The sequence below is a fragment of the Micromonospora sp. S-DT3-3-22 genome (assembly GCF_015354745.1).
In the GTDB taxonomy this organism is placed as follows: domain Bacteria; phylum Actinomycetota; class Actinomycetes; order Mycobacteriales; family Micromonosporaceae; genus Micromonospora; species Micromonospora wenchangensis.
The window spans coordinates 20,062-44,809 of sequence record NZ_JACGMO010000029.1 but is presented as its reverse complement, the minus strand read 5'-3'; the positions used below and the strand labels follow the sequence as shown (position 1 = coordinate 44,809).

Here is a 24,748-nt window from a genome sequence, read left to right as displayed (position 1 = left end):
CTGCCCCCTGACAGAGCGATGGGAACCCGGCGCGAGACGAGGGAAACCCGCTGCAGCGACTGGCCAAGCGGGCTGAGGTCATCCGCGTCGACCGGCTGGCCACCGGCCGTGATCACCGGCCACGATGCGCTCACACCCCCAAACCGGGCTCTGTCAGCTCTGGCGAACACTTCCCGGCCTCACAGCCCTCTGACAGCGGCTCACAAGGCCACGGCGATCTCACAGAACATGCAAAAGACGCTGGCCACTGATGCTTACAACCCGCCCGCTGGGCTCGCGGTATTCCGGCCTGCCCGACCGGTCGGATAGACCGGGCTATCTCCTGCAGGGACCCAAGCCTCACCGCCTCCGGCCGCTCAGAGAACAGGACCGGCGGGATCGCCGGTTGGCCAGCGCTGTCAGCCCTCCGACTCGTCGACGTAGCCCGTGACAGTCGTCGTGGCGCTGTCACTGTCTTCCGTCGTGGACTTCTATCAGAGGTCCGCCGCCATGGCGGAGCCCACGCTGACAGATGTCACCGCGCCGCGATGGTGACTCTGACAGAGACCACCGGTCCGACGGCTACTCTCGGTGCTTCGACATCCACGCTCATCGACTGACGGGCCGCTGACAGGGGGCGCTGTCAGAGCTGCCGACAGAGATAGCGTCTGACCACCCGCGATGTTTCGAAGAGTCAACCGTCTCCCCACCGACACATCCCTAATCGCGGATGGCACTGCGGCTCCGTCTGTCAATTCGCAGTTCAGAACCGCTCTGTCAGCGATCAGTCCGATGATCGTCGTTACCGCTGACGCGTCCGGTTCTCTCCGCGAGAGCGGCCAGCCACGGCGAAGCAGGAGGCTGGCGCGGGAGCCGCGCTGTCAAAGGCGATCTGCCCATCAGGACGCAATCGATGTCACAACACCTCCTGCCAGTGACACGAGCGTCGTGTCACTGACGGTCCTGGCGGGCTGAAGCTGTGACACGGGTGCGGTGCGACGCACGAATCGGCCCCTGCCATCGTCGCTGCCCACTCAGCGCTGGACGACAGCGCGTCCATGTCGCGTAGGGGGTTCACCACCAGCGACGCCTGACCCTTCCGCTGGGTAGGGCGGCACACTAGACGGCTGAGGCTGGGGCTAGGGAGACCATGGAGGTACGCCGTAGCGTGCCGCCGCCTTCGATGTTGAGTGCACCCTGGTCCATCAGGGGTTTCAGCGCCGTGATCACGTGTTCCGGTCGGTACACCGTTTCCAGCAGGGCGAAGTGTCGCAGGTCTTCGACGCGGACGGGTCCGCTGCGTCGAAGCTGTTGGGTGAGTAGTCGGGTCAGCGGTCCGAGTTGTGGTTCGTTGACGTCGAACAGCGTCTCGGCCTGTTCGTCGCGGGGGTCGCGGAAGCCGACGCCTTGGGTGCGGTCGACCTCCCAGAGGCTGTCCTTCATCTTCTGCACGCCGAGACGATGGCCGGTGCCGAAGATCAAATAGAGCGGCTGCCCCTTCCTGGGGATCAGCTCGAAGTCCAACAGGTAGGGAAAGCCTGCTGCGTGCAGTGCTTGCCGGTAGCAGGTGAGAATGTGCCGGCTCTTCGCTCCTGGCGCCAGGTCTGCCACGGATCGCCAGGCGGGGTTGCCGCCGAACACCTCATCGCCAGCTTCGCCCAGGTCGCTGACGAAGCGTACGAAGTGCTGCGGGAACAGGGTGACGATGACCTCGCTGGAGACGTTCGTGGCCAGGCGCCGAAGGAGGCGATATGGCACTGGCGCGTTACCCCAGGAGTCGAGGTTGGCGAAGATCGGTTGCCCCCAGGCACGCATCTCGTCGAGGGTGACCTCCAGATGGGAGGCGCAGGTACCCTTAACGATCTTTACCGGCATGGCGACGTCAGTGCGCGGCCTTTCGGGGAATGCCTTCGTCAGGTTCGCCCGGAGCATGTCGACACAGCGTTGGTCGTCGTCGACAAAGGCGAAGCGGGCGACGCCCCTGGTCTTTGGCACCTTGTTGACCAGCGCCCGCATTGCTATGACTGGCGACCCAGGCTCGTCGCCCTTGTAGATCCCTGGGCCGGCGAAGCCCTCGGCGTAGGTGACCGAGGGATAGGCGTTGGAGCCGGCGAGGAGGATGGGAAACCAACGCTCAAGATAGCGCTGGTAGATGTCGTGCTTGGCGCCCGTGTGTGGGGCGCATTCCCACGGCACCTCACCATTGACCGGCATCCGCACCCCCTGGCTACCGACAGTCAGGCGTCAGTGTCTCATCGCAACGCCGTTGACGGAACCCATCGACCGATGGCCGACTGCGCGAAGCGACTACGGCGGTCACGCCTTCAGTGGGGTGCCAGCGAATATGCGCTTAGGCATGGCCGAGTGTTCGCGCCCGTCTAGCTCACGGCCGCCAGCCTTCGGTGTGCGGCCCCCCCACTGTTTGAAGAAGAAGGCGGTCCCCGCCTCGCCGCACCGATCCCGCAGATGCCGGACCCACAGCGGGTCCACTGGTCGGTGGACAGGCCCGGACTCGCCCCCAGCGATGAGCCAGTCGATACCGTCCAAGTTCAAGTCAGTTAACGGGCCGAGCAGGGGCTCTGCGGAGATGAAGCGGACAGCAGCCGGAACCCGCCGCAAGTCGTCCACGCGGGATAGTTCTGTAGCGCCCTCCACGCTGACGCCCATCCAGATGTTCGGTGCCCAGTCCAGCTGCGGGGCTACCTTCGCCAGCCTGCCTGCTCGTTTCGTGAGCAGCTGGTAGGTATGCTGCGGCGTCTCGCGCATCACCTCGAACACCCGCTGCACGAAGGGCAGCGGTACGCGAGCGTGGAAGAGATCCGACATCGAGTTCACGAATACGATCCGGGGATCGCGCCAGCGCCGGGGGACTTCCAGGGCGTCCTCGTGCACCGCGACTCCGAAGCCCGGGCCGGAGGTGCGCGGATCACCGTCGGTCTGGTACTTGGCTGACCCCATAGCCTTCAGCCGCTTCGACAGAGTGAGGGCGTAGCAGTTGTCGCAGCCCCGGGAAATGCGATCGCACCCGGTGGTGGGGTTCCATGTTGCCTCTGTCCACTCGATGGGACTGTGGTCCGCCACCGAATCACCTCCCTCGCACCTACCCTGTCGAACGTCCGTACGATACGGAAACGATCGCTGAAAGTCACCGCTTGACTGGTCGTTACGATGTCGTGACACCGCATACAACGGCTTGGCAAGCGGATAGACGTTGGTGGCGGATGCCGCGCAACCAGACAGCAGCCGGTCAGCGGGTCAGCATGGCCGGGCTGCCTCCACGAGAGCCACATGCCAACCGCCGGGTCGGTTGCGGCAACCGCTCCAAGCAATCCACCGATCCGTTGGGCACCTCACAGGTACTCGTCCGCTAGCGAGCAGAGGTGCAGAACGCCCGGATACCTGGTGGCCTGGTCGGTGTGGGCATGTGCTCTACGCAGCAGGGACACCAGAGTGGCGAGGGCTGCCGGATCGTCGTCGGGCTGTTGGTGGGCGACGCAGATCTCCAGGGGAACCGGGTTCGACGCCTGCACGGAAAAATTGGTATGGACGTCGGGGTCGAGCTTGGTGCGACCGTGCGGGGTTTGCATCTGGTCGGACTTGGGGTTGACGGAGTAATAGACGCGTTCGCTGGCGCGGAACAGCCCGCTCACCCTGGGGTGGTGCTTGTCGAGGTCGTTGGCGAAGCCGCGGGGGACTTCCATGGTGCTGGAGCGGTCTCGGACGCGGACGATGCGTAGGCCCCGTGTCTTGTCGGGTCCGATGGTCTCGGGGAGGTCGGTGTCGTCTTCGATCTCGACGCCGGGCAGGATCAGCTGGTCGGGGCGCAGGTGCTTGTCCTGCATCCAGTCCCAGCCCCAGTTCCGGAATCCGGCGGCTCTGACCATGACAATGCGGTCGTGGGTTGCCGAGTCGGCGGCGCCGCCGACACCCAGGACGTTGACGAGGAAGGCTGCCAGGATCTGCTTCTGCTGCCTGCCGGGGCCGATGCGTCCCTTGCCGTCGGCGAGGAGGGCGGGTAGGTCGGCGTAGGGCACCGTATGGGAGGGACTGCCGTCTGCGCCGGGGAGGTAGGCGGTTGCGGTGCCGTCGGGTTGTTGGCGGATGACCATCGGGATGCAGGTAGGGCCGTCGTGGTGTAGCCAGATCCCGACCTGCTCGATGTCGGGCAGTCCGACGGGCATCTGGTAGGGACCGAAACGGCCGAGCTGGCGAAGGCAGTCGGTGATAGCCGACGCCACGCGCAGGATGGTACCGGCCCCGAACCGGGTGCCCGGGTAGGGCTCGGGCTTCTTCCGTTTGGCGTTCTCAGGCCAGGTCTTCGGCTCGGTGAACAGCTGGGCTGGCCGCAGGCACTGCAGGCGCCGGTTGGTGCGGGCGAAGGCCTTCTTCAGGCCGGGCTTCGGGTCGATGAGCCTGGCGCGTTGGAAGAAGGCAGCGTCCTGCAGTTCGACGATGGCCCCCAGTCGGTCAGCGCTTCCCCCGAGGACCTCCCTTGCAAGCCGGTTGGTGTGCAGCTGGAGCAAGGCGTCGTCGGTCTTCTTCTTGTCCGGGTCGGGTTGGACGCCGACGCCGACGCCGACGTCGGCACCGTTGCGCAGGCGGACGGTGATGTTGAGGTCGCCGGCGAAACGGATCATGCTGTCGTCACCCGGGTCGCACGCGGGTGCGAGGCCGAAATGGTGCTCCAGGGTCGCGAGTACGGCCTCGCGAGTGATGTCGCTTTGCGTCCACAGTTCGATGGTGTACGTGGTGTTCGGGTCGAACGCGGCTTTGATCTTGCGGGTGGCGCGGGAGCCGACACGCTCGAGGTCGAGCAGCGGCCGGATCCCGCGCCGGGCGAGGAGGCCACGCAGCCTGCCGTGGACGTCGAAATGGTCTCCTGGCACCAAGCCGGTGTTGGCAGCGTGGACGAGCGTCTTGGCTCGTCTGGATTCCTTGCCGTCGACGTCCATGCCGGGTACGGCGTCGGCATCCGCCGCTTGGCTCTTGGTGCCTTCGCTGTACAGGACGTAGGCGCGGATTGCCCGTTCGTCGAGCAGGTCGGCGGCTGCAGCCGGGTCGGCGAGGGTCTTGTGCGGGTCGGGGAACGAGAGCTGGGTGAGCTTCGCGAGAGCGCGGGCCAGGCCGGGGCTCCACTGCCATTGCCAGCCGCCGCCGGGGATCCGCATCTGGCGTGCCGGCGCGGACAGCAGGGTGTGTGGTTCGTCATCGCGGCCGAGGAAGCCTTGGGGTCCGTGCAGCCAGATGGTGGCCGAGGTGAGGCCTTTGCCGCGCGAAGGCACGTAGGCCACGGGCATGAGCGGGAAACGGCTGATGCTGACGTCGGCGTGGATGCGCGGTACGGGGACGTTGGGCACCGTCTCCACATGAAAGTCGATCTTGGCGGTGACGAGTCCGGGGCCGGCCCGGTCGTCGTCGGTCCGCTGGGGCCCCCAGAGGACGGCGCTGCGCCGGCCGTCGCTTCTCGGCGGCCCGAGGATGAAGTCGCGCCGGGCCTTGCCGAGCAGCTCGAGTTTGTTGTCGACGACCTCTTTGGCGAGGAAGGAAGGCAGCATCTGGTAGACGTGCGGGGCCACCGCGGCGGTGCCGTTGGCGCGGACGGTGTATTCGAGGAGATTGAAGCAGCGGCGGTCGAAGGCGAGGTCGTTCGGCTTGAGCATGTGGTACCAGTCGACCTGGTCGGTGATCTCGGTAGTGGCCCAGCTGGCGATCGCGTCGGTGACCACGTACGTGTCGATGCCAGGGAACGCGACGATGAAGTCGTCCGACTTCAGGTCCCAGTTGACGTATATGATCGCCGGGTCGATGCCGCAGAGGAGCTCTTTGAGGCTGCTGGTGGGCAGCGAGTGGCCAGGCCGGCCGAACGGCCTCGCGCGCCAGTGCTTGTCGAGTTCGGCGAACCAGGTGGCCGGCATCGCCGCGACGTCGCACTCCACGTCCCAGCGGGCACCTGGCTCGATGTCGAACGCGAGCAGCCGCAGGTGGTCGCCGGTGGTCCTGCGGGGCGGCTTGGCCGTGTTCTCGTTGGTCTCGGTGTCGGTCACCGGGGAGTCCTCCTCGATCCCAGGGGGTCGTTGGTGCGGACCAGGTGGCCCATCAGGCCCCACACGGCGGTGTTGACGGCATGCTCTCGCAGGCGGTGCTGGCTCGCGCCGTCAGCGGGCGTGGCCAGCAGTTGTCCAAGGTACTGGTCGGTGGCCACGACGATGCTGGTACGCGCCGTGTCCGCGGTTTTCTCCTCGGGGTCGGCGAGTCGTTCGGCGAAGGCCGCGTCGCACAGCAGCACGGTGGTCGGCTGGTTGCCCCGGATGCTGCGTCCGATGGTCTGGCTCATGGGGACGAGGTTGTTGGCGACGAAGACCCGCCGGTCCTGGGGATCGAGAGCGCGGAACTGGATGGGGCGGCCGATGGCATCGAACCAGACCTTGCGAGCGGTGGAGCGGAGCTGCTTCACGAGACTGCCGACTTCGCCAGGCTCTGCGGCCGGCGGCCGTTGAAGGTGGCCCATAGCCAGCTGGCTGACCAGTGACAAGGGGAAGGCCAGGTCGAAGGGCGGCGGGTGGGAGCGGGTCAGGTAGATGACGGCGCCGAGGGCGGCGGTGTCATTGGCATTGAGGATGTTGTAGCCGCGCTGGATCGACATCTCGGCGGCGACGAGGATGTCCTCCTCGCCCGTGCCGAAGCGCCCGACGAGACGGCGTTGGATGCCGCCGGCCCCAGGATCCGCGGCGTCGGGTACGACGATCCGCGCGCTGAGCTGGGGCACTCGGGCGTTGATGTGGTCGCCGACGGTGCGCGCCTCGTCGCCGGAGAGGACCACGAAGAGGATCTTGCGCCGGTCCTCGGGCAGCTTCGCCCGCAGCTCGTCGACGAGGCTGCGCGGGCGGCCGTCGACGGGCTGGCACAGCGCGGTGACCAGCAGCCGCAGGGCGTCATGGCGGCGGCTGCCGGTCTTGCCGGACACGAAGATCGGGTCGGCACCGTTCCGCTGAGCCTTGACGGCCATGTGGGATTGGCGCAGGGCGGTCTCGTCCTCGGGGGGTGGGCGCAGCACGGCGGTGGGTTCGATGGGGATGTGGTAGAACGACGAGCCGGGCGCCCAGCTGGTGGCGGAGGTCAGCACCACGTGGGGGCCCTGCACGCCCTCGCAGGCGAGGAGGTCGTGCGCGTGGTGCAGCAGCCACCGGCCGACTCCGTGGACCCACAGCAGCTGCAGCGACGCTCCTCCGTTGCGGCTGTCGGCCCACCGCAGGGCGAGGATGTTGCCCATCGGCGCCTCTGGGACGATCGGCCGGTAGTCGCGTGGCGGCTGGTCGGCCCAGAAGGTTTCCTCGTCGGGCAGCTGCAGGTGCTCGCGCACCGATGGGTACATCGTCGTCATTGTGAAGAACGTCGTGGTGATGCGGCCGGCGCAGATCGCTGCCTCGACGACCAGGCGCAGCAAGCTCCGACGCTGGTCGAACCATTCGCGGCGCACATGCCCTGCCTTGATGTTTGGCTCCAGCCACCGGTCGAGCCAGTTGTCGATGGCCAGCGCCACCGTGGCGTCCGTCCGCGGCTGGCGGGTCACCTGGGCGACGACCTCGTCGAGGCTGTGCGGCTGCTCGCTCAGCGGGCTCTCCGCGAACTCCTGCAGCTCCTGGCGGTAGAAGTCGTCGGCGAGGTCCTCGACGCGCTTGTCACCCTCGCCGCGCAAGGGCAGCCCGAACAGGGTCCGGGCGACGCGGCGCAACAGCGAGTGCGCCGTGAACGGCGCGTCGCCGAGCAACTCCTTCAGCCGCTGCCCGGGCGGCGACAGGGCCAGCCGGTTCAGGACGAAGACCGCGTTCTGGTGGATCTGCAGCTGCGTGTGCCAGCGGTCGACCTCGTCATCGGCCGCCGGCGCCATGCTCTGGTTGTCCAGGGCGGCGTTGGTGTACTGGACCATCCGGTGCGTCCAGCCCTTGCCCGCAGCCACCAAGGGCTCGGTCTGCACGAACCGGGAGTCCAGCACCTGCTGGACCGCGTCCGCCTCGTCGATGACGAGCAGGTCGGTGTGTGGCTGGAAGGCCTCGAACCAGCGCATGGACGCGTCAGCCGGTTCCGCGCGGCTGGCGATGAGGCACTGCGCGGTGGTGACCCAGACCTGCGCGTTGGCGATCTCGCGGTGGGCCTTCTGCGCCGGGCAGATCGGCAGCAGCGGGCAGTCGTAGGCGGACGGCTCGTCTGCCTCGGCGTCGCGGAGCTTGCCATGGCACGGAAACTCGTTCGGCTCCAGCGGCTTCCAGTCGGGGTTGGCCGAGCGCCGGAAGGGCTCCAGCAGGCAGGAGGCGTTCGCGTAGGCGGCAGCCGGGTCGGCAGGGTTGTCGTCGTCGGGCACGAGGACGGGAGATTCCTCGATCGCGGAGCGCCAGTACCGTGCGGCGTGCTCGGCGCGGTTGCTACGCCCGATGAGGGGCACGGCGTCGATGCCGATCGACCGGAGGAACGACACCTTGGCGTAGACGTCACCGACCGAGCCCAGGACCATCCCGACCCGGTTGCCGTGCTTCAGCACCCGGTTGACCGCCAACACGTCGGTGAGGGTGGTCTTGCCCGAGTTCATGAGCCCGACGATGTGGGACACGCCGTCGAGGACGAAGGTCTCGGGTCTGTCGACCAGGCCGGGGCCGTTGCGGTCGACGGAGCTGAAGCGCATGTTTTCCGTCAGGCGCTTGTGCCAGTTCCGGTTCGTGATGTGGGGCTTGCCAACGAGCCTGCGGTCGATCTCCCTCGCCGTCTCCAGCAGCTCCTTCTCGAACGACACCGTCCAGGGTTCCCGGGAGCGGCGGGGCACGAGGGGAAGCCGCGCGACGGGCGGGGCCGGCGGCAGCATCGACGGCAGGTGCACCACCTCGACGTTGTCGCCGACGCGGAACTCGTACCGCCGCCCGGCTCGCGCAGGCGGGCGGGGCGGGGTCAGCCTGTACTGCAACGGGTCGGCCAGCGCCGCGTCGTACGTCGCCACGCGGTCCTGACACAACGCCGAGCCCGCGAGGGTAAACACGGTGTTGTCGTTGACCTGCCCGTCCGCGGCGTCCGTGCGGGCGAAGCGCCGCCATTCCTGCGGCACCCGCAGGTAGTGGTTGAGCAGCCTGCGCCAGTAGCCGCGCCGGGCCACGTCACCCATGCGGTGCCGCACCCGCCGGCACGCCGCCACGAGATCGGGCGGCAGGTCGACGTACCCGGACAGCAGCGGCTGCAGCGCCCCCACCGGCTCGCCCGGGAAGTGCTTCGTCAGGAAGTGCAGCCCCAGCTCGACCCGGCAGAACGCGTCCCGAGTCATCACCGCCTCCGGGAACTGCTCCCGGCGCATCTGCTTCATCAAGCTGTCCCGCCACGACGAGGTCTCTCTCACGCGGCCAACTCCTTCACCCGATCCTTGACCCGAGCCACCAGCTGGTTCTCGTCGATCACGTGCACGCCCGCGACCCGCCCGTCGAGTTCGGCCTCCAAGTCACTGATGTAACCCGGCTGCACCGCCCGGTGAGCGGGAAGCGCCAGGTACCGCCGGTCGCACACCGGTGCCTGCGGCCAGGTGAAGCCCCGGCCCAACAGCCGCGCGCTGACCTGGTCCTTCGCGTCCACCCCCCAGGTCTCGACAACCTCCGGCACCCCGCCGACCCCTGGGCACAAGAACTCGATCAACACGTCCAGCGCATCGACTCCCGGGTACGGCGTAACCCTGACAACCGGCGCCAGCGCGTCGACCGACAGCGCGTCGATGATCCGCGCCTCTACTAGGCCCGGGTCATGGATGTACTTGCGCGTCGCCCGGTGCTGCTCGTAGACCACTGCCATCGGCACGGCCGTCCACGTCTCCGGTGAACCCCCGGGACAACCCGCAGTCGCGCAGCACGCCGAAAGATCGGCCAGCACGTTGCGGCACGAAGGGCACAGGATGTACGCCTGCGGCACCCGGGCGGGCCTCGAGTGGTAGGCGAGGCTGATCAGCCGGTAGACGTGCGTCTGTCCGCTGTTGTCCGTCGCCGGGAAACGCCGCTCAAGGCCGCGAACCTCACGGTCGGCGACGACCGCGTGGTCGATGAGGTAGCGCCGAAGCACCGCGTACGCCTCCCCGATCTCCTCGTCCGAGGAGCCGTTCGCGGCTGCGGCTTCCCGCAGCGCCAGGTGTACCTGGTTCTCAGTCCACTCGGCCTCCACGTCGTGCCGCGCGAGCCGAGAACCCTGCTCCGCGAACTCGGACAGGTCACCGTCGGCCAACAGACTGTTCTGCAGGTCAGTGATCGACAGGTCAAGCTGCACAGGCCACGTCGCCAGCGGCTGCGCACAGAGCTCCAACAGGGCGAGGTCACTATCGAGCGGCTGCAGATCTTGGTCGGCGAACCGCCACCACAGACGCGAGAATCCCACCCGCCACGGGGCCGGCAACAACCCCGCCTCCTTCGCTGACCCGCCCGCCGCCTGTTGCCTCCGCTGAACGATGCCGGCCAGTCCAGCGGACAACATCATCACCGTGAGGTAGTCGTCATCCGGGCTCCGATCCCGCCCGGAATGCTCGCCATCGATTGGCACTTGAGCATGAACGTCCATTGAAGCCGTTCCTCACAGCTAAAGTCCGACCCGACACTCCCCGTGCAAGGGGCGGCTCCAGTAGACACCCCGCCCCTGACAATCTCTGGGCCCACACGCCCGCAGCTTCCCCCTCGACGGCACCGGGGAACCTCAAGCCGTCTGGCCGCTGGCTCCATGTCAGACCCTGCTGGTTCACTGGCCGCAAGTGACTGACGAAAGAGGCGTGGAGTGACCAATCAGCCGGACGGATCCTCGCGGCAGCACCCGAGCCTGCTGCGGGTCGCCGCGTGGATCCCTGACGTCGACGAGAACCTGGAGCGGTGGGAGGAACTCGAGCAGATTGCGGTGCAGTGGATCGAGGAGCAGGCCGCCGCCGACGGGGTGACCCCGGTGGTGTTCTACAACGCGGCGAAGGCGCACGGGGGCCCTGGCCCGGTCCACCGGCTGGCGAGCCGCTACCGGTTCAGCTACCCGCTCGACCGAAACCGGCCTCGTGGCGCTGTAGTGGCGGTTGACCCGGACGCCCGGTCGTTGCGCCAGGCGACTGACCTGGCGCGCGGATCGGCGCTGGTGGTCTTGGAGAGTGCGATGACCCCGCTGGCCGGATGGGCTGCCGGGACCCGGGCAGTGGACTTGTCCGGGGTGTATCCGCAGGTGCCGGCGCTGGATCCCGAGGCGCAGAAGGCCCTCGACCGGGCCGTGTTCTTCGGCGGGCACAACAACTGGACCGGAAGTCACGAGCGTGAGCACGCCCGTAAGGCATTGGACGCCGTGCTGCGCGGCGGGCTGATCGACGTCGACACTGCCGTGGGGTATGCCCTGGCGCACGCCGGGGTTTCGGAGGTGGGCGCGAAGAACCTCCGCGGCAGCCTGGAACGCAAGGGGCGGTAGTTCCACTCCGGGGAGACCGAGCAGATGAATGGTACCGAGCCGGCTTCACGTGCCGAGGCCGACGCGCAGCTGCGTGACGGGGCCGAGCGCCTCGTCCGGGCCCAGCTGATGACCCGGGAGGATCAGGACTTCGCGCGCAGCCAGAAGAGCATGATCGGCCAGACGATGCGGGAGTACGGCGGCCGCTTCCTGTTCGAGCTGATCCAGAACGGGTACGACGCGCAGCCGCCGGACGCCGGTAGCGGGCGCATCGCGGTGGTGCTGGCGCGCGGCGAGGGCACACACGGCACTCTCTACGTCGCCAACACTGGGCGCGGGTTCACCGCCAGCAACGCCCGGCGGATCCGCTCACTCGGGCTGAGCGACAAGCCGATCGGCGAGGGCATCGGCAACAAGGGGGTCGGCTTCAAGAGCGTGCTTCAGATATGCGCGACTCCGGAGGTCTACAGCACGCTGGACAGCGGAAATCCGGGGTTTTGCTTCCGGTTTGCTACCGAGGACGACGTGCCAGGGCTGGTCGGCGCAGATCCGGTGCTCACTCGGCAGATCATCGACGAGGTTTCGCTCTACAGCATCACGTTGCCGGCCGAGGGAACGCCCGCTCGGGTGGCGGCGCTCTGGGCCGACGGCTATGCCACCGTGGTGCGGCTGCCGCTCGACGAGGGCGCCGTCGATGCGGTGGCCGAGCGCCTCGACGAGCTCGAAGCGTCAGAGGTGCCGCTCATGCTGTTCCTGAAGCGGCTGGAACGGGTCACTGTCCGGAGAGAGGACGGTTCCGCCAGCGAAGAGCGGGTGCTGACCCGGCTACGCAGCAGCGCGCCGGTGGCGGTCGATGACTTCGCCTGCGACCTTGTGACGCTGGACGAGGACGGCGCTTATCTGGTGCTGTCTCGGCGGGTCGATCCGGCCGCCTACCGGCGTGCGGTGCAGGAGGCGATCGACCGGCGTCAGCTCGACCCCAGGTATGCCGAGTCGACGGCGGCGGTCGAAGTCTCGGTCGCGGTGCCGTACGGGGCTGCGGACGCGCATGTCGGCCGGTGTTACACCTTCCTGCCGATGGGCCGTAAGGCGCCGTCGCCGTTCGCGGGGCACCTCAACGCGCCGTTCTTCACCGACCTGTCCCGCACGGACATCGACGAGACGAACCCGCTGAACCGGCTGCTGCTCACCTCGGTGGCGGGACTCTGCCTCGACGCGGCCGAGGCGCTCACCGGCTGGCCGGACAACGCCGCTCCCACCGCTGTACTCGATCTTTTGTGCTGGGACGACGACCGTCTGGGGCTGCTCACCTCTCGCGCGGAGGAGCAGGGCCGACCGCTGGGCGAACGCCCACTGTTGCCCGCGCAGGCGGCCGGCCGCTGGCTCACACCAGCTGCGGCATGGCGCTGGCCCGTACCCACCACAGGCATGCTGACCGCAGCGTTTGCGACAGCAGCCAGCGGCGCCGAGTTCCTGCGGGAATTGCCGACGCGCCGGCAGGCGCGGCTGAGGAGCCTGCTGTCGCGGCTCGGACTTGACGTGACGCCGGAGCCGGAGCGTCTGGCCGGCTGGGTCGAGCAGATGATGGCGGTGATGCAGCGCGACCGCCGCCCGATCAGCGACTGGGGCCAGGCCTACGCGGACGTCGCGCACCTCTTCGAGAAGGCGCCCGAGGCGTTGCGGGCGCGGCGCATTCTGCTGACCGACTCGGACGAGCTCGCGCGGTGCGCCGGCCGGCGGACCGGCGAGACGCCCGCGAGCCGGGAGGCCGCGCCTTTCTTCCCGCCGACGACCCAGCGGATCGCCGACGAGGACGACGTCGACCCCGGCGCCGACCTGTCGCTGCCGGCAAGCCTGTCCAACCGGCTGTTCTATCTGCACGGCGATCTGACCTGGCACGTCAACCGGCAACAGACCCCGGCGCGCAAGTTTCTGCAGGAGAATCGGCTTGTGCGCGGCTTCGAGACGCGGGGCATCCTCGAACACATCCGTGCCGTGCTCGCCGACAGCCGCGCCCAGCGGGTCGCCCGGGACGCGCTGACGTTCGTCTTCAACCTGAGCCGCAGCGGTGCCCGCATCAAGACCGACCTGGCCGCCTTGGGCCTGCGACTGCCGACCTCGAGCGGCGCTTGGATGGCCGCCGAGGGCTGTCTGTTCTCGTCCGATTGGCCGGGTACCACCGGCAAGGAGCTGTCCGCGATCGCGGCCACTCCAGAGGACCGGTCGGCCGAGTTGTACTCGCTCGCAGGCCGGTTGCTGGCACCTCCGGCGCAGGTCATGCGGGCCGGCGACCATGTTGCCGACTGGGTTGCCTTCCTGAGGCGCATCGGCGTTGGCGAGGTGGTGCCGCTCAAGTCTGTATCCGACGGTCGCGGGATCTACGGCAGCAATCTGACCCGCGATCGGCTTTCGGCCGTGCCCGGGCTGCCCGATTCGGTCCGCGACCAGTGGGCGAAGGCCCTGCCGACGACGTCCGCTGCGTGGTATCCGTCCACCCCCTACGTGGTGAAAAGCCCGCTCTGGTGGATGCCGGGACAGGCCGACTGGGAACGGTTGACCGACCGGGTGCGAGTGCAGCTGGCACGGCAGATCCTGCGCGGACTCAAGGGCGCCTGGCCGGCCGACGCCTTGGCGACCGTCTGGGAACGCGACCGGTCGGGCGACAAGAACCCGCAACGGCGATGGACGCCGCTCGGCGCGTTCCTGCGTACGGTGGCCTGGTTACCGACGCAACGACCCGGCCAGAGCGGCGGGGCTTTCGCGACGCCGGCCGAGTGCTGGACGTTTCCGGTTCGCAGTGACGACGTGCCGCCGCGGTTCGCGACGCTGCTCGCAAAGCCGATGCGGGATCTGCTCGACGACGACCCGGTGGCGCTGCGGCGGCTGACCGAGCTGGGTCTGGGCGTGTGGGGCCGGGACGCCGATGCCCCGCGTTTGGTGGGCCATCTAGGCGCGCTCTTTCACGCCGGCGCGGTTACCGAGATGCACGCGGCACAGTTCCACAACACGTACCGGGCGGCGTGGGCGGCCTGCGCCGCCCGTGGCACCGAGGTGGAGCCGTTCCCGCCGGACACCCGGGGCTACCTCGTTGTCGACGTCGGCGGCTCGTCGACAGCCCTGCCGCTCGAGGCGGTCAGTGGCGACCAGGAGCCGCCCGACGTGGTAGTCGCGTCGCGGGACGACGAGCAGAGCCTGCTCCGACTGATGGCCGACTTCGGGTGGCGGGTCCTCGAAGTAGACGCGCATCCCGAGACGGTCACCGCCATCTTGCGCCGCCGCCTCGGCGAGCGGGTTTCACGTGCCAGCGGCGTCACGCCGGTCGTGCTGCTGGACGGACACGAGTTCGGCCCGCCAGCCGTCGCCAGCGCCCGACCGATCGTTGGCATCCTGCCGTGGCTGCCGCTGTTCGTGGCGACGCTGCTCGAACACCAACGCAGCCAGTTCAGCCGCCTCGGCCAGCGGGCGTTCGACGACACGCTCGACGCGTTGCGGCGGGTGCGGGTCGCCTTCGCTGGCACGGTCGAGGTACGTCTCGGCGAGGAAACCCGGCGGCTTCCGGACCGGCTGCACGGGGTGCTGCCGATGCCGCACGCCGCGCATCCTTCCCTGATCGTCGAGGGCGCGAAGACGGAGCTGGACTGGGACATGCTGGAGGCGATGGCGGAGCCGCTGGCATACCTCATCGGCCGGCGGGACTACGCCCGCACCTTCCGGTGGGCCGCAGAGCGGACCCGGCGGGTCGGCGTCCCCGTCGCCCAGCTCGCCGACGACGACGTGGCCGAGATATGCGACGTCACGGCCGAGGACGTCCGGACGATGGCGCGGCGAATCCAGTCTTCCCTGCGACCCTTACTACATAGGCTCTATCCCGTCGTCGCGCATTACCTGGACGCCGAGTCGGCTGCGCCGTTCGACCCCGACTCACCGGCGGTGGAAAGCGAGCAGGAGGCCCGAGACCTGCTTACTGCGCTGGCCTACCGACTCGACCACGAGCCGGATGAGCTGTTTGCCGCCGCGCTCGACGCTCCGACGCTCGCGGCGCTCCAGCAGCAGCTGAAGATACCGGTACGCGAACTCAACGACACCCTGTCCGGCATGGGCGGGCGCTATCCCCTCATCGACTACGGCGCGCAGCACTCCGAGGACTTCGCCGACTACGTACGCCACCATCGCGACTCCCTGCTTGACCGGCTGCGCTGGCACCGGTGGGACCGCTTCGCGGCCGGCGACCCTCAGCCGGACTGGCCCCAGCTCCGGCGGGTTGAGTTGCTCGCCCCGGACCCGGAGTGGGGCACCACCGTCGACGTCCTTTCGACCGATGTCATGGCGGCGCGCGTCGAGGAGGAACTCACGGCGCGGCTGGGCGAACAGCCGCCGGAAAGCGGCCCCCCTCTGCCGCGCCGCAGCGACTGCGCCAAGGCCAACGCCGAGCTGGTCGACACCGCCGCCGGCAGGCTGGCCAAGCTCGTGCGCGCCTGGCTCGAACGGCACAGCCGCCCGGTCCCCGCGCCGTGGACGGACGAGGCGTCGGCAGGCCCGGCGCTGCGCGCAACGCTCGACTCGGCCGGCGCGCTCGACTTCGCCATGCTGACGCTTCCGGACGTGCTCCGCTGGCTGCAAACGCTCGGCGTCTGGCCGACGGATATGCCCGCGACCGATGACCTTGACGCGCTTGGTCTCACCCCCGACGATCTCGACCGCCAGAAAGCCGAGGAGCGGCAGCAACGCGCCGAACGGGAACGGCAGCGGCGGACCGTGAACATCGACGACAAACCATTCGACCTGGACGACGGCTTCACCTCGCTGCGCGCGGCTCTCGACAATTCGCTGGACCGAACACCCGCGTTCCTGGCCACTCCACGCAGGTTCACCGGCCTCAAGGAAACCGACGCCCGGTCCGGCCCCGGCGGCCGGATCGCGGGTGGCGGCTTCGGCGGCGGTGGGTTCGGCGGCGGTGGGTTCGCGTCCGAGCTGTCAAGCCTGCAAAAGCTGGGGGTGGGTTTCGCTGGCGAGTGGTTCGCTTATCGATGGCTGGAGCGGCAATACGGTGCCGACTTCAGCCCGGAATGCTGGGTGACGGGATACCGTGAGCGGGTCTACCCCGGCACCGGTGACGACAGCCTGGGCTGGGACTTTGAAGTCCCCGGCCGGCGCGGCACCTGGTACTACGAGGTCAAGACCACCCTCGCCGAGGGCGGTCGACTCGAGCTGGGCGAGACTCAGGTCATCGCGGCGCAGGAGAACGCCCGGAACCGGCGGTGGCGGCTCCTAGTGATCACCAACGTCATGAATGAGAACCGCCAAATCCGTATGCTCCCGAACCCGTTCGACCCGGCGAGCCGCGGCCGGTATCGCTTCGTCGGCCAGGGCCTGCGTCTGGAGTACCGCTGGTTGTGACCGCCGGCACGGCAGCGGTGGTCACCAAGCTGGAGTGGCGAAATAGACGTTACAGGGTTCGTAGGTCGGCTTGCGGGCCACGCCAACGCCCGCTTATCCAGATCGGAGGGCGGCCACCGTCGCTGCCCGCTCAACGCGGGGACAACATCGCGGTCCATGCCGCGCGGGGGTGTTTACCACCAGCGGCGTCTGACCTTGATCTCGCGAACGGGTATCTCGGAGGGGTGTAGGGGGCGTTCGACGACGGGGCGCATCGTGTGGGGTGTGATGCGGTCGCGTTCGTGTTCCTCGGCGAAGCGGGCGGCCTGTTCGTGTTCGCCGAGGTTGTCCAGGGCCTTCAGGAGGTCGGTCACCAGGATGTCGAGGCGGTGGGTTTCGGCTTCGGCGGCGAGGAACCGTTCGTAATGGGTGACTGCCCGGTGGCCGCACCACTGGCGTAGTAGTTCGTGGCGGGGCCGGTCGTGGCGGCGGTACCAGTCGTACTCCCATTCCGGTGTCGTCGACCGGCTGTCGCGGCCGACGCGGTGCTCATCGCCGAACTTGCATTTGCGGCGGGACTGGGCTTCCTGCTCGATGACGAGGTCGAGGACCTGGGTCGGATGGGCATGGCACGCGGCCTCGACCAGGTGGAGGGTGCCGGCCGGTGACAGGATGGTCCGGCCGTCGTGGTCGAACCATTCAGCCGAGGCGAGGATGTCGTCGACCGGGCCGTCGATGATCTCGCTCAGCCGGGCCCTGTCGTGGATGTCGGTGGCGCATGACACCGGGGACCAGAGCAGTTCGGCTACGTCTTCGCTGATCAGTAGGCCAAAGATCTCCTCGACGCAGGCTTCCTCTGTGCGGTCGAGGCTTAGGTCGTCGATGCGTTGCCAGTTCGCCATCAGCGCGTCGAAGGTCCCGACCTCGTTCCACGGCACCCTCAGCCGCGATCCGGGGACCTTCTCCACCCGTTCGTCGGGGTCGTCGAGGAATCTGATCTCGAGGCGGGCGCTGGTCTTCTTCGGCTCGACGGCCAGGATGCGGACGCGTTCGGACGGTGCGTGGTCCGACTGCCGGTACGCCCATTCGTCGCCGACGGTGAAGCGGGAGGGGTCGATTCTCATCCAGCCGTCCTTCGGGTGAGCGTCGCTTGTTGCGTGGTACCGGGTCGTGCTGGCGGTTCGCGCCGCGATGAGGGCAGGTTCCGGCGCAGGCTCGTGCGCATCCGGCCGGAGTGTGGTGGCGGTTGAGGTGTCGGCGCACTTCAGGCGCCGCGGTCGAGCAGCCCGTGGAGCCAGGATTCGGCCTGTCGGCGGATGCCGGCGTGGGCCTGCCGGTCGTGATTAGGGCGGTGCTCCTTGCGTGGTCCGTGGGGGCTCCAGTCACCGAGGAACGGGCGCAGGTCGTCGGGTCCGGGTTCGGGGTTGTAGTTGATGTCAGCCAGCACGCGGGGATTGTGGATGGGGTCGATCCGGTCGGCGGTGGCCCTGCCCCAGGCGACCCAGCTGGCGAGGTACCCGCCGGCGCCGGTCCGCCCCTCGGCCGCGTGTTCGAGGGCGGTGCAGAACGCGCGGATATCAGCTGCGGTGGTCCACGCCTGGTAGGCGTTGCGGAAGGTTTCCGCGCGGATGGTGTCCGCGGCCCGGACGCAGGCGTCGGCCATCGCGGCGTGCCATTGCGCGAGGGTGGCCTCCTCCTGCCGTCTGCGTTCGGCCGCGGCTTCCTCCTGCCGCCGCCGGTGCTCGGCCGCGGCCTTCTCCCGCGCGGCTTCGGCGGCCCGCCGTTGCTGTTCGTCGGCGGTGACGCCAGCCTCGAACCCTTGGATGATCTGCGCGACGCGCTGTTCCAGACGTACGCGTGCGGTATCGGTCCAGGTGTCCCGGTTGTCGTGCCCGGCCCGGGCGATCTCCAAGCGGAGCCTGCCGGAGTCGACGACGTCGACCTCCGCGGGTTTCATCCACGGCCGCAGGCGCAGCACCTTCAGCTCCTCGGCGGTGGGTTCGTGCGGGACCTGGTCGCGTTCCTCGGTCAGGGTGACCGTGCGTCGGACCTGCCCGGCCTGGAGGAACGCCCGCGGGTGTTTCGCCTTGGTGTTGACCCCGAGCCGGTGCCCACGCCGGGCCGCCTCGCCGGCGAGCTGCCGGATCAGCAGCAACGCCCGGGGCAGCAAGCCCGGGCTGACGGCGAGGTTGGCCGGATCGGCCTCGAGAGCGCTGAACGCCAGCTGCGGGTCGGTGGTGACACGTCGGGTGTTGAGCCGGATCCGGTTCCAGTCGGTCTCGTCCGGGCCGGCGTCGGTGTACAGGCGGATGACGATGTCACCGGCGTCGCGGCCAGTGTGGCGCAGATGGTGACCTGATGGCACAAGTCCCTGCTGCTTGAACGCGTGAATGATCCGGCGGTACCGGGCCCGCGTTCCACTGTCGGGACTCTCGATACGGACCATGCCGCCCTCGTGCTGTAGGCGGTCGAGCAGTTCGCGAGCCGATCGCAGCAGGTCCGCCGACGAAGCGTCGCCGGCGATGCCGCCGGGTGCCGGCGTCTCGGACCGCGGGAGGGAAGCACGGTGGTCGGGATGATCGGGATGGTGGCCATGCTCAAGGTAGAAGCGGCCGGCATCGGTCGAGCACGCCCTCCACACCCCTGCCTTGCGTGTCACCGTCACCAGGTTCCGGTCCTGGAGCGCACGCGCCGACCGGCGGTACTCGACGCCGTCCGGGCCGCTGAGGTCATTGCCGCCGTGGATCCGGCGAAGCAGGTCGAGCTGCCGCTCATTGAGCGAATCCCATCGCTGCACCACCCGACAGTAGAGGCCACGGCGTACTTGATGGAGCCCCGCGCCGTTCCCGGGTACGGCGGCGGCGTCCACCGAGGCGCCCGCCCAGGCTGTGCCAGTCCGACAGCCCACACTGCCGCGTCAGCCAGCCCATCACGGCTGCGCTGGCAGAGCACAGCCCCACCGGTCGCCATCTCCTGGCGCAGCGACCTCGACCGCCGCACGCAGGACCGCAGGCTAGCGCCCCAGCCGTCGAAGTACACCTGGCCTTCACGGCCGACGATGCGCGACTGTAAGCGAGCGAGCTGGGCACCCTCGCCGACCTGCTGCCCGACCATGGCCGACAGCACGACATGCTCACCCGGCTGTAAGCCCTGCACGCACACGCCGGCTCCACCGCCGCTCGGGCGACGAGCAGCGGCCGGGAAAACGAGAAGGGACTTGTGATTACCCGATCGGGTCAGCGGTCGGCGTGGGCCCCGCTGCCCCGAGGCCAGATGGGAGCGGTGCTCGACCGGGACGACCTGATCAGCATCTCGCTGCCATGCTCAACGCGCTGACGGCGCTGGAACTACCTCACAGCGCCCCCGTCGTACCGGCCATCGGGCTCGGCCCCGCCACCATGATCTCCTACGGCAAGGTCAACGTACCGAGCGACACCGCCACCTTCGGGATCGCGCAGGCAGACCACATCTACGTTTCTCCGGACGAAGCCATCGACTACGGCAGCGTCATCGCCCGCCCCACCGACGCAGCCGCCGAACTCGTCGCACGTCTCATCGCTAACCACCAGACCGCCACAGGCCCGAGTGCTCAGTCTCGCTACCGCGTTGACACGGGCAGTAGCTTCGAAGATCACGCGAACGCGAGACGCAGAGGCGCAAGCAGCTGCGACACTCCGGCCAACTACGGCCGTCCGGCGCTAGACCGACGCAACCCGCTCAAACTTCGGCGAGGACCTATGCCGGGTGACTGTTCTGGTCTACCCTTCGGTTACAGTCCAGGTTTCACACGACCTGCCGGCGGGACTTAGGTGCCCTGCTCGGAGGAGGTTCAGGTGGGTGATTTCAACATGCCGTACCCGTTGGTCCTGACAGCCTTCGAGGTCCGTTACCCGTCTACACCCCGGCTGAGAAGCGTGCTTACCTCTTTGGCTGAAGCGATGTCACATCGTCTCCCCGACATCTCACGTGATAAGGAGGGGGCACTTGGTCGGACCTCGCTAGGCTTCGGAGCGCATCGTGGCTTAACCGAGCCTGCGTTGATGACGATGGCTAACCCCGAACGGACCGAGGTCTGCACGGTGCGAGACAACGTAGTGGCGCTCGAGGTGACCCAATACGCCAGCTATGAGGACTTTCGCGCCCTAATCGGCGATTTTCTGCATGCGCTATACCGCACCGAGGCGATCATATCGATTGATCGAGTCGGTATCCGGTACTTGGACGAACTTCGGACCGGAACAGTCGAGGGCGCTTCTGACTGGGCGGAGTGGATCAGGCCCGAGCTCGTAAGCCCACTCAATCTCGCAACAGACTACACGGTTTTGAACTATACCGGCACGCTTCGTTTCCAACTCGACCATGACTGCTTCTTGTCATTGAGATGGGGCGCTCTCCGCCGACCTGCGCTGCGCCAGAGCATGAGCACCGGTCTTCGCATTCGCCGGCCTAATGGTTCTGCACCCGTATTCATGCTTGACCTCGATGGCGCTTGGGTGCCTGATAGCGCCACCAAGTTTGACGATATCGAGAAAGTGTTGAGCGCAACTGACCGCTTGCATTCCGCCATCAAGCAACTTTTTGCTTCGTCTGTGCAAGAGCAGCTACTCGAGCAAATTGCGAGTGGTGGCTCTGCGATTCAAGGAGAAGAGGGAGTGGCTCGATGAGTGAGCAGGTGCAGGGTAGTCCGTTCGAGGCCGACGCTCATGCCACAGGGGACGAGAACCTTACTTGGGAAGTTGCCTTCGATGACACTCAGACTGCTTACCAAGATCTAGCTGAGACTTTCGGATGGCTTAGGGAAGGCGTGCGGCACCTCGACCGTGACGCGGCGGAGGCTCATAGGCGTGCCCTAGATATGGCACTAGCGGAAAGGATGTCGGACAAGAGTAAATCTCCCGCGGGGGTGCTGCTCGTGGAACTGTCCGCGAGATGGGGCTTTTCTTGGTCCAGCGTTGCTGATTTACTCGGCGTCAGCATCCCCGCCCTTCGGAAATGGCGCAGGGGAGGAGGGTTGGCCGGCGAAAACCGTGTCAATTTGGCTCGACTGTGCGCCTTCTCGGAGATTCTTGCCGAAAACTGCGCCATACCAGAGCCTGCCGTATGGCTTGACACGCCGCTTCTTCCAGACAGGTACGTTAGTCCACGCAAGCTCTATGTTCTTGGAACGTATGCACAAGTCGGGCTCTTGGAGTTCGCCGGACTGCATCATTCTCCCTATGAGCTCCTTGATCGAGTCGAGCCGGACTGGCGTAGGCGGTATCCCGTCAGGGAGTACATCGTCTCCCGTGCAGAGGACGGTGGCCCGGCGGTCAGCCGCAGACAAGTTGATTGACGGTCGTGTACTCTCTGTGTCCTGAGTGGTGTCATCAAGTCATAGGCTCGCGCGAGAGCGGGGGTAGGCAGCGTGCCGGATCTAGAGGCGCCGCGACGGGAAGAAGAGCTGTACCTGGCGCGGCAGGACGAGGTGAACCCGCTTCGCCCCCCTATGACCGGAGACGTCTACTGCGATGTGGCGATACCCGGTGTGTCCGACGAGGAGGATCCGTCTGGCGAAGGTCTGGCGATGATCCTCGCGCATCCTTGCTCCATGCGCGAGGGCCCTGTTCTCCGCCAGCGCATCCCCGTCGCAAGGGTTGTTCCTTGGAACAAGGAGATTTCCTTCGGTGCCTGGCGCTCGAATCACATCAGTATTATGCCTCTGCCCCATCTCATTCAGAGCTCAAAGAGTGAGATGTATGCCGTCGTATTTGAGCGCATCGGCCGTGTGGACTCGGCTGAACTCGAGATCTCACGACGGACTGCCTCGCTGACCGAGTACGGAATTGCGGTAATGCAACAACGGCGGATTTTCTTCGACACCCGGGCGGTGGTTGAGATTGACGCACTTATGGAGGCGTGCGCAGGGGTGATCCTTGAGACCGAACTTGCCGAGGAGTGGAATGACGCGCTGATTGATGTTGCACAGAAGGAGGAAGGGTGGCTTGACGCAGCCCTTGCGTCAGAGGCCCAGGCCTTCTACGAAATGCTTCACTTGGACCGAACGGTGCCCGGTCCTGAGGCGAAGAAAGTTAAGAAGTACAAGCTCAGCGACGACATTCAGTCTGCTGCCCGACGCCCGCAAGTGAAGCGGGCCGTGCTCTCACTCCTTAAGGAAGAGCAGGCGAAGCGGTCGACGCAGGTCGGTGTCCCGTCACCGGTAGCTGATACTGACGCCAGCGCTTCAGTCGAGGTGCCGGATCAGCGCAAGGGCGTCACGCCGGACGCGGCGAGCGATGAAAGAGACGTCGATCGGCTATAAGTATCACGGGATGGTGTCGTGAATTGCCGCTGCCGGCAGGCTGCAGCACTTGATTGCCTCCACGGGCATTATTCCTCCGCCGACTCCGCAATCTCGCGGGGCTGCCCCTGCTTTTCCGGGTTGCTGGCGTCGCACCGGCTGCCCTGAAGTTCCATTCTGACCCGCACCTCGGCAGCGTGCTGCTCGACGACCTTTCTGTGGGCGCCGGCCGCCTGCAGTGAGATGCTTCTATAGCTGTCAAGTGGTGCTGGTAGCTGGGTGGGCGCCGTTCAGGGTGCGGAAGAGTTGCCGGCTGATGTAGCGCTTGAGGCTGCGCATGATCTCGCGTTTGGTGCGTCCTCGGCGGGTGCGGCGGGTCACGTAGTCGCGGGTGCGAGGGTCGTGGCCCATGCGGACCAGCGCGACGGTGTAGAGCGCTCGGTTGAGGCGTCGGTCGCCGCCGCGGTTGAGCCGGTAGCGGGTGGTATTGCCTGATGAAGCCGGTAGCGGTGACGCGCCGGCCAGGGCAGCGAACGCGGCTTCGGAGCGAACGCGGCCGGGGTGGGACCAGGCCAGCAGAACGGTGGCGGCGACGACGGCGCCGACACCTGGCAGGGCGAGTAGTTGTGGCGCTTGCGCGGTGACAGCTTCGTGCAGCGCGGTGTGGTTGGCAGCGAGTTCTGCGTCAAGAGCGCGGATGCGACGCGCCAGCCGGATCGCCTCGGCGCGGCAGACGGCCAGGATCGTGCGCGGCGGCCTACCCGAGGCCACCACCCGCACCGACCCACGCCGCCGCCAACGATTCTTCGACGCCTACGTCCAGGCGCTCATCGACCGCGACGTCCGGCAGCTGTCCGACATCCAGCACAAGGGCGAGCTACGCAAACTGGTACGCCTGCTCGCGGCCAGGTCCGCGACCATCATCGCCGCCAACTCCCTCGAATCCACCCTCGGACTGAGCCGGCCGACGATCGCCCGCTACCTCCAGGCCCTGGAAGAGATCTTCCTGATCAAACGGATTCCCGGCTGGTCCCGCAACATCGGCACCCGCGCCACCGCCGCGCCAAAGCTGATCTTCGTCGACTCGGGCATCGCCGCCAACGAGACCGCGACCGACGCCCGGGCACTGCTCCGGCCGGGCGCACCGTTCGGCCCGCTGCTCGAGTCATTCGTCCTGTCCGAGCTGTCCCGCCAGCTCACCTGGTCCGAGCAGCCCGTCGACCTGTCCCACTACCGCGACCAGAGCAGGTACGAAGTCGACGCGGTGCTCGAGAACCGAGCAGGTCAAGTGGTCGGGATCGAAGTCAAAGCAGCCACCACCATTGGGCCCGAGGACTTCCGCGGGCTACGCCGACTCGCCGACCGCCTCGGCGACGACTTCCTCGCCGGCATCGTCCTCTATACCGGATCGTCCACGCTGCCGTTCGGCGAGAGACTCCGCGCCATGCCGGTCAGCGCCCTATGGCAGGTTTCCGCCTCGACAGCAGGCTGACCTCGCTCGCAGGCCGCTCCTCAGCCGCTCATGGCCACCGAGGACCGAAGCGCAGTCAGCCGATCTTCGGCAAGCGATCGCAACGAGCCCGCGAAGCGACCGGCACGTAACGGGAAGAATAGGAAATGCGCAGGTCACCGGCCTGTGGACACCGGCGGAGGCCAGTCTTAGGAGTCTCCATGTGACTCCGGGTGATCTTG

General features: G+C 67.6%; 14 protein-coding genes and 1 pseudogene. 7 read left to right on the top strand and 8 right to left on the bottom strand.

Translation table 11 applies throughout. The features are described 5' to 3' along the window. Positions 1-1,098: 1,098 nt before the first annotated feature. From H1A17_RS11430 to H1A17_RS11410, 5 genes are all read right to left on the bottom strand, one after another. Positions 1,099-2,193 carry a three-Cys-motif partner protein TcmP gene (locus H1A17_RS11430; RefSeq protein ID WP_194821827.1) on the bottom strand — a complete coding sequence of 365 codons (1,095 nt, stop codon included), beginning with the start codon at positions 2,191-2,193 and terminating at the stop codon, positions 1,099-1,101. Between the two features lie 102 nt (positions 2,194-2,295). Then, positions 2,296-3,060 (bottom strand): DUF5131 family protein, encoded by a 765-nt coding sequence (locus tag H1A17_RS11425; protein ID WP_194821826.1) that lies wholly within the window; start codon positions 3,058-3,060, stop codon positions 2,296-2,298. Positions 3,061-3,329: 269 nt separating this feature from the next. Further along, complete coding sequence (locus tag H1A17_RS11420; RefSeq protein ID WP_194821825.1) at positions 3,330-6,023, bottom strand: RNaseH domain-containing protein; 2,694 nt, start codon at positions 6,021-6,023, stop codon at positions 3,330-3,332. Next, on the bottom strand, positions 6,020-9,355 hold the full coding sequence (locus H1A17_RS11415) for a hypothetical protein (protein ID WP_194821824.1): 3,336 nt from the start codon (positions 9,353-9,355) through the stop codon (positions 6,020-6,022). Before H1A17_RS11415 ends, H1A17_RS11420 begins: the two co-directional genes overlap by 4 nt. Next, on the bottom strand, positions 9,352-10,551 hold the full coding sequence (locus H1A17_RS11410) for a hypothetical protein (protein ID WP_194821823.1): 1,200 nt from the start codon (positions 10,549-10,551) through the stop codon (positions 9,352-9,354). The genes H1A17_RS11415 and H1A17_RS11410 overlap by 4 nt, the downstream gene beginning before the upstream one ends. 210 nt (positions 10,552-10,761) lie before the next feature. On the opposite strand from H1A17_RS11410, the gene H1A17_RS11405 reads away from it, so the two are divergent. Then, a complete protein-coding gene (locus tag H1A17_RS11405) occupies positions 10,762-11,424 on the top strand; it encodes a hypothetical protein (RefSeq protein WP_194821822.1) in 663 nt (220 codons plus the stop codon). 24 nt (positions 11,425-11,448) lie between these two features. Further along, positions 11,449-16,800, top strand: a complete 5,352-nt coding sequence (locus H1A17_RS11400) for an ATP-binding protein (protein ID WP_194821821.1) — start codon at positions 11,449-11,451, stop codon at positions 16,798-16,800. A gap of 173 nt (positions 16,801-16,973) precedes the next feature. Here the strand turns inward: H1A17_RS11400 and H1A17_RS11395 are convergent, their stop codons facing one another. Then, positions 16,974-17,903, bottom strand: a complete 930-nt coding sequence (locus H1A17_RS11395) for a hypothetical protein (protein ID WP_194821820.1) — start codon at positions 17,901-17,903, stop codon at positions 16,974-16,976. Positions 17,904-18,043: 140 nt separating this feature from the next. Beyond that, positions 18,044-19,576 (bottom strand): hypothetical protein, encoded by a 1,533-nt coding sequence (locus H1A17_RS11390; protein WP_194821819.1) that lies wholly within the window; start codon positions 19,574-19,576, stop codon positions 18,044-18,046. Positions 19,577-20,099: 523 nt separating this feature from the next. On the opposite strand from H1A17_RS11390, the gene H1A17_RS11385 reads away from it, so the two are divergent. The 4 genes from H1A17_RS11385 to H1A17_RS11370 all read left to right on the top strand — a co-directional run bounded on the left by H1A17_RS11385 (position 20,100) and on the right by H1A17_RS11370 (position 23,077). Next, positions 20,100-20,588 carry a hypothetical protein gene (locus H1A17_RS11385; RefSeq protein ID WP_194821818.1) on the top strand — a complete coding sequence of 163 codons (489 nt, stop codon included), beginning with the start codon at positions 20,100-20,102 and terminating at the stop codon, positions 20,586-20,588. A gap of 39 nt (positions 20,589-20,627) precedes the next feature. Beyond that, the gene (locus H1A17_RS11380; RefSeq protein ID WP_228543344.1) at positions 20,628-21,443 is read left to right on the top strand and encodes a TIGR04255 family protein; all 816 of its coding nucleotides are present in this window, start codon (positions 20,628-20,630) and stop codon (positions 21,441-21,443) included. Next, positions 21,440-22,111, top strand: coding sequence for a hypothetical protein (locus H1A17_RS11375; protein WP_194821816.1), 672 nt, complete (start codon positions 21,440-21,442; stop codon positions 22,109-22,111). The genes H1A17_RS11380 and H1A17_RS11375 overlap by 4 nt, the downstream gene beginning before the upstream one ends. A gap of 72 nt (positions 22,112-22,183) precedes the next feature. Next, positions 22,184-23,077, top strand: a complete 894-nt coding sequence (locus H1A17_RS11370; protein WP_194821815.1) for a hypothetical protein — start codon at positions 22,184-22,186, stop codon at positions 23,075-23,077. A 237-nt stretch (positions 23,078-23,314) separates the two neighbouring features. On the opposite strand, the gene H1A17_RS11365 is transcribed toward H1A17_RS11370, so the two are convergent. Beyond that, on the bottom strand, positions 23,315-23,827 hold the full coding sequence (locus tag H1A17_RS11365) for a transposase (RefSeq protein WP_309236754.1): 513 nt from the start codon (positions 23,825-23,827) through the stop codon (positions 23,315-23,317). Between H1A17_RS11365 and H1A17_RS11360 the strand changes: the two are divergent. Beyond that, a pseudogene (locus H1A17_RS11360) lies at positions 23,787-24,548 on the top strand (ATP-binding protein); the annotation flags it as partial. The gene H1A17_RS11365 and the pseudogene H1A17_RS11360 overlap by 41 nt on opposite strands. Positions 24,549-24,748: the final 200 nt, after the last annotated feature.

Excerpts from the sequence above, each read along its gene's own strand:
- H1A17_RS11430 (WP_194821827.1), bottom strand. The coding sequence starts at position 2,193 with ATGCCGGTCAATGGTGAGGTGCCGTGGGAATGCGCCCCACACACGGGC.
- H1A17_RS11410 (WP_194821823.1), bottom strand. The coding sequence starts at position 10,551 with ATGGACGTTCATGCTCAAGTGCCAATCGATGGCGAGCATTCCGGGCGG.
- H1A17_RS11400 (WP_194821821.1), top strand. The coding sequence starts at position 11,449 with ATGAATGGTACCGAGCCGGCTTCACGTGCCGAGGCCGACGCGCAGCTG.
- H1A17_RS11395 (WP_194821820.1), bottom strand. The coding sequence starts at position 17,903 with ATGAGAATCGACCCCTCCCGCTTCACCGTCGGCGACGAATGGGCGTAC.
- H1A17_RS11385 (WP_194821818.1), top strand. The coding sequence starts at position 20,100 with ATGCTCAACGCGCTGACGGCGCTGGAACTACCTCACAGCGCCCCCGTC.
- H1A17_RS11380 (WP_228543344.1), top strand. The coding sequence starts at position 20,628 with ATGCCGTACCCGTTGGTCCTGACAGCCTTCGAGGTCCGTTACCCGTCT.
- H1A17_RS11375 (WP_194821816.1), top strand. The coding sequence starts at position 21,440 with ATGAGTGAGCAGGTGCAGGGTAGTCCGTTCGAGGCCGACGCTCATGCC.